Annotated in this window: 4 protein-coding genes; all 4 read right to left on the minus strand. The window is 59.7% G+C overall.

What is annotated here, in order from left to right; genetic code table 11:
- Positions 1-493 (minus strand): tryptophan 7-halogenase (locus ACTHLA_RS12570; RefSeq protein WP_440189665.1); only part of this gene is annotated, 493 nt, incomplete at its 3' end.
- 53 nt (positions 494-546) lie between these two features.
- Entirely contained in the window at positions 547-2115 is a 1569-nt protein-coding gene (locus ACTHLA_RS12575) for a tryptophan halogenase family protein (RefSeq protein WP_440189668.1), read from the minus strand.
- 107 nt (positions 2116-2222) lie between these two features.
- Positions 2223-5651: a TonB-dependent receptor gene (locus tag ACTHLA_RS12580; RefSeq protein ID WP_440189671.1), complete on the minus strand. Its 3429-nt coding sequence runs from the start codon at positions 5649-5651 to the stop codon at positions 2223-2225.
- Positions 5652-6045: 394 nt separating this feature from the next.
- The coding region (locus tag ACTHLA_RS12585; RefSeq protein WP_440189674.1) for an NPCBM/NEW2 domain-containing protein at positions 6046-7917 on the minus strand (1872 nt) is incomplete at its 5' end.

Genomic DNA, 7917 nt, shown 5'->3' on the forward strand with positions numbered 1-7917 from the left:
CGTCGAAATGATAGGCGTAACTCAGCGGTCCGTCATGACCGGCGTGGCTGATCAGCTTGGGCGCGCGCCGGTCGTCGGCGACGCGCTGCTGGACCGTGCTGACGCTTGCCCAACTCGCATCGCCCGCAACGCCGGACAGCCAGTACGGCAGCAGGTCGAAATCGGAATGCTGCGCTGGAATCTGAAAGGGATGGAAATAGGCGTCCTGTCCGCTGCTGTCCGCGACGCCGCGCCAGTTGACGAAACGGATGCCCAGTTTGAAGGTCGCGCTGGCTTCGCGGATCAGGTCGTCCTCGCTCAGACCAATGCGGCTGAATGTCTTGCGAATGCTCGGAAACGTCCCTTCGCCGACGCCGATCACGCCTATGTCGGGCGCCTCGATGAGGGTGATGTCAAGGCCTTCGGGCAACCCGTCGCTAAGCACCTTCGCCAGATAGGCCGCACTTATCCATCCCGCCGCGCCGCCGCCGACAATGATCAGTTTTTTGCGCATCAACAAGGCTCCCGTACGCGAAGCGTATCGTAATTCCGCATAGACTGCGCTGCTCAGGGCGCCTTGCAGAACTGGTCGATGAAATCCTGATGCGAAGCGACCGCCTGCGCTGAGCGCACGATCTCTTCGCGACGCAATTCCATACCCTTGCGGATCTGCTCCAGCGGATAGAGATCAGCCGCCACGGCGTAGCGCTCTGGAATGACGCCGTTGCCCAGCAGGATGGCGAGCCAACTCGGCTCCATAAAGGACTCGAGTTCACCGAGCGCGATTTGCCCGCTGGATTTCCAGACCTCAAGCTTGTGCCGAAGGCTGTCAGGTATTGCGATGTCACGGGACGCCGCCCACAATGGCTCGGGTCGGCGTGACAGGTAATAGTGCGCAATGATGAAGTCGCGTATGCGCTCCAGCTCGATGGTGGTCATCCGATTATATTCGTCGCGCAGAACGGGGTCGATGATCTTCCCGGGGAAGAGCCGAAGCAACCTTATCACCTCCAAGACGATCAACTGCAATCCAGTTGACTCCAGCGGTTCGAGAAAGCAGGAGGCGAAACCGATCCCTATACAATTGGCGTTCCAGAACAGCTTGCGGTGCCCGGATGTAAAGCGGAACAGCCGCGGCTCGGCCAGCGGTTCGCCGTCTAGATTGCCCAGCAGGGCGTCGCGCGCTGCGTCGTCGCTCCAGAAATCCGAATTATAGACCATGCCGTTGCCATTGCGGTGTTGCAGTGGAATGGTCCAGCGCCAGCCCCCGGCATGGGCGGTGGATCGCGTAAACGGCATAAGCGCGCCAGTCCGTTTTGATGGGGCCGCTATGGCGCTGTTGCAAAGCAACCAGCGCGACCAGTCAACAAACGGCGTTTCCAGCGCCTTTCCCAGCAATTCGGACGCAAAACCCGTGCAATCCAGGAACAGGTCGCCGGGAATCCTGGCACCATTGGCAAGATGGATAGCGGTAATATCGCCGGTGGCGCCGTCCAGATCGACGTGCGTCATCTTGCCTTCGATATGCTGTACGCCCAGCCCGGTCGCTACATCCCGCAAATAGCGGGCGTACAATGCGGCGTCAAAATGATAGGCGTGGTGATAGCGCGAATTCTGCGGATCGCTAGGCTCAAAATTGTTGTTCTTCGCGACGGCGTAGGCGATCGAATAGTCATCAATCGGATACTCATCACCGGCTTGCCGCAATCTCAGCCAGTAATGATGGGTCGATACGCCGTCAACCGGGTGACCATAGTCGCTGAACGCGTGAAAATGCCGGTTTCCGACAACCCCCCAGTCGCAAAATTCAATACCCAGCTTGAACGTGCCCTGGGTGTTGCGAATAAAGTCATATTCATCAATACCGAGCAAAGTGTTGAGGTGCGCCAGCACCGGGACTGTCGCCTCCCCGACGCCGATAATGCCGATGGCCTCGGATTCAACCAGAGTGACGCGGATGTGACGGCGATCCGTCCGCCTGGCCAGCAGCGCGGCTGCAATCCACCCCGCCGCGCCGCCGCCCAGTATGACGACGTCCTGTTGCTGTACGCTCTTCATAAACATGCCTCGCCATGAACGCGCGCTTCGCCATGTCTGGCGAAGGGGCTTCAGGTCTTTGCGGTTGGGGTCGGTCAAGCCGCCTGCCCCTTGCCTGTGATAAGCGGCGAAATGGACCGGCAGCAAGACTGTCTTTGAAAAAGGAAGGGCGCTTCGCGATGAAGCGCCCTTCCCCGTTCAGACCGTTAGAAGCGCGCCCGCAAGCTGACGTCGAAGCGCTGATCGCTGACATTATAGTCGTACGGCTCGAACACGCCAGGCACCGGCTCCTGAAGCGTTCTCGACTTCGTGTCGAGAAGGTTATTCGCGCTGAAGGAAACGGAAATCCTGTCGTTCACGCGATAGTCGAAGCCCAGATCCAGGTAACCGGCCGCGGCCGTGTAGGCAGGGACCATATTGTACACCGGATAGGAATGGGCGCTGTCAAAATTGGTCGGGCTGGTGTTGAGGATGTAGGGGTTGTTGCCGCTTGTCGCAAAGGACAACGGATTGACGTTGGTCGACAGCAGCGCCTTGTCGCGCCAGTTGTACGCCAGACGGATATTGACCCGGCTATAGCTGTATATCAACTGAATGTTGTAGGCCCACTTGGACAACCCGGCATAGGGGAGTTTGGGGTAGGTCTGCGGCACCGTGCCGTCCGGGTTAAGGCCCGGCAGGGAGCCATTTGCCGGAGGTGGGGTTATCACGCTGTTGGCCTGCTGAGCAGGGTTTCGGCTGTCGATATAGGTCAGGTTGCCATCAACGCCAAACCCGCGAAGCCAGCCCGGGAGCTGATCGAAGAAGGTGCGGCCGCCGATTTCAAAGCCCTTGATAGTGGCCTTCTGCTCCGACGACTTGTTTTGCAGATAGAGCCAAGGAAGATCGAGTGTCGTCGGCGTCCCCGCATCCGGCGCCCCTGCACTGGCCGGAGGCGTAGCGCCATTGGCGTAGGCCTTCGCCGGAATGGGCAGATTGTTCTGGATGAACGAATAGAAAATCGGCGCATCCTTAATCTGCTTGGCGAACAGGTCGAGATACAGGTAGCTGGACGACTTCGGATAGTACTCGAACGAGATATCCTCACTGTTGATCATGGTCGGCTTCAGATTTGCGCCCCCGCCGGTAACGGAAACGCCTGTCAAAACAGATGGAGCCTGCGGGTTCAAGGCAGCGATTGAACGGGCGGAAATCGAACCACCCGCGCGGATGTCATTGAGATTGGGCGGAGCCGATGACCTCGACGCGGCGCCGCGAATGATGAACTTGTCGGTGACGTCGAACTTGATGTTGAACGACGGCAGGATACGCGAGTAGCTGTAGTCACGGTACTGCATCGTGTAACTTTGAACGAACGAGTAGAGCGTAGGGAACGCCGGATTTGAATTCGGATCATTTTTCAACGCTTGCTGCGCGTTGAAGTAATCTATGCTGTCCTGTGTCGTCAGAGCGAGGTTTGCAGCATTCGGCGTTTGCAGCAGACCCTCCGCATGCAGGGTTTCGGCGAAATCACGCACGCCGATATTACCCGAGAACGCCGGGATAAATCCGATCGCATCGTGCGCGAACTTGGCCTCGATATAGACGGCCTTGGTGTCGATGGTGCTAAGGGTCTTGTTCAGCCCCTGATCAATATACTTCGTCCAGTAGTCATCCGCCGTTCCGTTGGCGATTTGCCCGTTATAGGTCTGGAGCAAATGGTACCAGTCATAGCTCTGCAACAGCGCCTGGCTGGGGACGTACATCTGAGCCGGAACAGGCGCCTTGCCGCTGAAGAAATTCTTGAAGGTGGCGATCTCATAATCCGACGACGAGACGTTCGCATTCGTGAGATACTGAATATTCCCCGCGCCATATGTCGGATCTCCGGGATGCGACCCCCACGGATCCGACAGCCACGACTGACCGAGCGGCGCCCAATAGGTCCCCGCGAAGTTGTCTTTTTCCGTGCGGTTGGCGGCGCGAGCGCCAACAGTGACGGAGCGCAGGAATCCATCATCGCTGACGTCGTACTCAACATCGAAGTGGGTGGCGAGCATCGTCCCCTTGTTCTCGGGTTTATGATAATTCATATAGCCAAGATATGCCGCACCCTTATCGAGCAGGCCGTCAGTGGAAAGACCTGACAGGTTCGGCAGAGACCCCGTCAGATCGACATCCATCGACGTCACCAGCGGGCTGGTCTGAGGGATGGCGGCGCCAAACTGTTCTCCGGTCATGTTGGAATTGACATATTGCACGCCGCCGCGCACCGTCATCCGATCACTGGCCTGCCACAGGAAGCTCTGCGAAATATCCAGTGTAGAGCTTTTGCTGTGCGATACCGACGCCGAACCGGTCGGGTTGAACGTGCCAGGGGCGCCACACTTCGCCAGGATCTTACCATCCCATCCGGCCGGGGGATTCGACGGATCAACACTGCTGCTGGCCGACCAGTCCCACTGGATCGTCGATGCGGGACCGCCAAAAGTGGCGCCGCAATCAAGCTGGTACCACGATGGCAACCAGGAGGTGTGCATGGTCGTGTTCTGAAGCTCCACCGAATTGCCGGTGGCCCCGACCGTGAGGCTACCCGAACGGAAACCGCCATTGGCGTCAAACTCAACCGGGACGCCAGGCTTGGGCATAACGGCGGATGACGCCGAGGGGCTGGACCCCACAGAACCGCTGACCGACGAACCATCGTCGTTGTATTGCGAGTAGAATATCGTATTGGTCAGAGTCAGATTATCCGTCGGCTTCCACTGGACGGCCTGATAGGCGCCATAGCGCTTGCGGGTGCTGATACTGTTGCTCCAGTTGAACGAGCTGGGAACAAAGGCCAGATGATCGTCACGCGTGGAGTCCGGCGAATATTCGGCGAACATGGCGCCGACAGCCAGGTCGCTGCTCTGCTGATGCAGACCGCTATAGGCGAAATCCCACAATACGCCGATTTCACCGATGTTCGTGTTCCAGCGCTTGGAGAACATGGCGGAAATGCTGGGCGAACCCTTCGCCACCTGAGTGCCGTAGCTGCCGCCAACGGTGATGCTGCGCTGGGTCTCCTTGAAATCGAAAGGCAGATGGGTGCGAAGATCGATCATCGACGCCCCGCCTTCAATGAAGTCAGCGCGCGACGCCTTGTAGACATCGACGCCGGCCATCAATTCGGGCGTGACTTCGTTCCAGCTGATGGCGCTCGCGCCATTGGCGCTGAACAATTGCTGACCATTGAGCGTGCTGGAATTGAACGGAAGGCCGCGCACGGAGACGCCCGTACCTTCGATCTGGAACGCGGTGCTGCCGCCATTGGTCCCATCGAAGCGGGATATCGACACGCCCGGCACGCGTTGAAGCACTTCGGTGATCGAATTGTCGGGCAGCTTGCCAGCCTCATCGGCGACAATCGAGTCGACAATGGTGTCAGAGTTCTTCTTGATCTCAATGGCGTCCCGCAACGCCTTCCGGCGCGCCGTCACGATGACAAGCTGGCTGTCGTCGTCCTTCTTGTCAGCCGTCTTCGCCTGCGCGTCACTGGACGCCGCATCGGCCTGAGCCTGGGCGTCCTGAGCATGCGCGGACATTCCGAACGCCATCAGGGCGATCGCCGAAACGCCGACGCCAAGACCCAACTTACGCGTTAACTTATTCATATGCAATTTCCTCTCCCATATTTAAAGCGATCCATTCAGCATATTTTCTTTATGCTTTAAGAGGGACGCCTATTTGTCATACCATTAGGGCTAGACCACAGAAGATTCAATGGCGAAAATAATCTTTACATATGAATGTGAATATCTGTTGCGCCAACATCACATTGGGGCGGCTGGCGCGCCAGGGTGCAATCTGTAAGGACGACTTAAACGCGCACGGCGAAGCGCGAGAGCGCTTCCCAAAAAAGCGGTTCCATTATTTGGATAAGGAAGAGCGATAAAACAAAGACCTGCAGCGCCGATCTGATTCTATCCGTTCGGCGCTCCAGGTGCGATGACGCCCCTGCGTTATTGGAATTCCATTTGCGTAACGCCCCTTGGTCGGGCGATGGCGTCAATCCCTGAGCAAGGCCGCCTTGCCCCAGGTGACGACGGTTGGAACCTTGTCCTTGCCCGCCGCGCCGCGCGCGACCAGTTCCACGATCTTGACCCCCGCGACATCGACGCGCAGCGCCTGGGCCGGCTGGCCGAAACGCGCCGGTTTCGAGGTCGCCAGCAGCTTGCCGTCGCCATAGACGGAGAAGGTTACGGCGGCGTCCGTATCGAAGGTCGAATCGTCCACGCCCACCTCGGCGACGAAATGGCGGAAATCGCCATTGGCCCGCACCTCAAGACGTGAATTGGACAGAACGCCCAGCCCCGTATCGTACATCTTCCCGTCAATGCGCAGCGCCTGCCGGTAAGGCGTGGCGTCGGCCTGCGCGCCGCCCCAGCCCGCATAGGCGGGCGGCTCGCCCGTATCGGTCGTGGCGCCCCACGGATTGATCATGCGGTGGATCGTCGGGTCCGGCTGCGGCCGAACGACGCCATCGACCGCCGGATTGACGCGCCCGGTCATCTCCGAAAGATAGAGCCCATCGCTCAGGGCGCGCGTTCCGCTGGCGTCATAGATCAGGGTCTGACGCGGCTCGACATGCAATTTGACCTGACCGGTAAAGGTCGGAAGTTGGGCGTCGCTCCACAGATTCTTGAGCGTCACCGGCGCATTGGCTGCGAATTTCAGATGGCCCGCCGTCAGGGTCACATCCTCCGGCGCCAGGCCGCGATTGAAGATCGCCACCGCCTTATGGCCGTCGCTCAGGGTCTTGACCAGAATCTGAACATCGTCCGTATCATAGGCCAGCACGGCCTGATTGCCCGCCGGATCCTGATCGACGGCGATGATGTCCTTGTCGCCCAGAATGTCCATCAGGGCGGGCGGCGCGTTCCTCAAGTCGTAGCCGATAATCAGCGGCGCCGACAGCATCGACCACAGGGCGAAGTGCGAACGCGCCTCGGTCAGGTGGTTCTCGTCGAAATCGCCATGACCGACGAACAGCATGTCGGGATCGTTCCACGAACCCGGATGCGCGTAGAGCGCGCGGTCAGCGGCGCTGTCGAAATTGGCCAGCATGCGCGTCCAGCTCGGCGTGATGTCATCGCTGGTGCGCGACAGATTGCCGACATCCTTGGCCCAGGCGCGCACATCCGCCGAACCCCAGGCGCAGATCGAGAACACGTAATCGCCCTTGGGCCGGGTGCGGCGCAGGGCGTCGGCGACCTGCTGATAAAGCCTGCGCACGGCGGGAATGTTGGTGCGGCGGATTTCCGCCACGTCGATCAGGGGCGGCAGTTCACGATACTGGCCCGATTTGACGCGCGGATTGTCCGCCCCGAAGGCGCGGATGCCGCAGGCGTCGACCTTGATATAATCAAAGCCCCAGTCGCCGAAATAGAGCTTGATGTCCTGATCGGTGTGACCGTAAAGCCCGACCTCGCGCTCGGCCACCGTACCCTCGGGCAGATTCGGCGTGTTGGGACCGCCAAAGGCCTGCGAGCAGTTGTTGGCGCCGATGTCCGAATAGATGCCCGCCTTCAGCCCCATGGCGTGAATCTGGTCGGTGAATGGCTTGAAGCTGGTCTCGTCAGGACCGCCCACGGCGGCGGACGGGAAGATGGCGGTTCTGATGATCATCCGTCCGTCGCTGACGCGGCGCTTCAGCCACCAACCGTCATCGAGGTTGATATAGCGATAGCCCTTCGCCGCCAGGCCGCTATCGACAATGGCCTTGGCCGAGGCCAGAACCTTGTCCTCGGTGAGATCGGTGTGAAAGGCGTTCCAGCTATTCCAGCCCATAGGCGGCGTCGCCGCCTCGCCCGCCGTCATCGCGCTCCAGCGCCCGGTCGGCGCCAGCGGATCGGTGGCGGCCTGAGCCCCTGCGCTGCA

Origin of the sequence: Asticcacaulis sp. (assembly GCF_051956075.1) — a bacterium.
Taxonomy (GTDB): Bacteria; Pseudomonadota; Alphaproteobacteria; order Caulobacterales; family Caulobacteraceae; genus Asticcacaulis.

What these genes read in the sequence shown, in the direction of transcription:
- ACTHLA_RS12580 (WP_440189671.1), bottom strand. Translation starts at nt 5,651, where the DNA reads ATGAATAAGTTAACGCGTAAGTTGGGTCTTGGCGTCGGCGTTTCGGCG.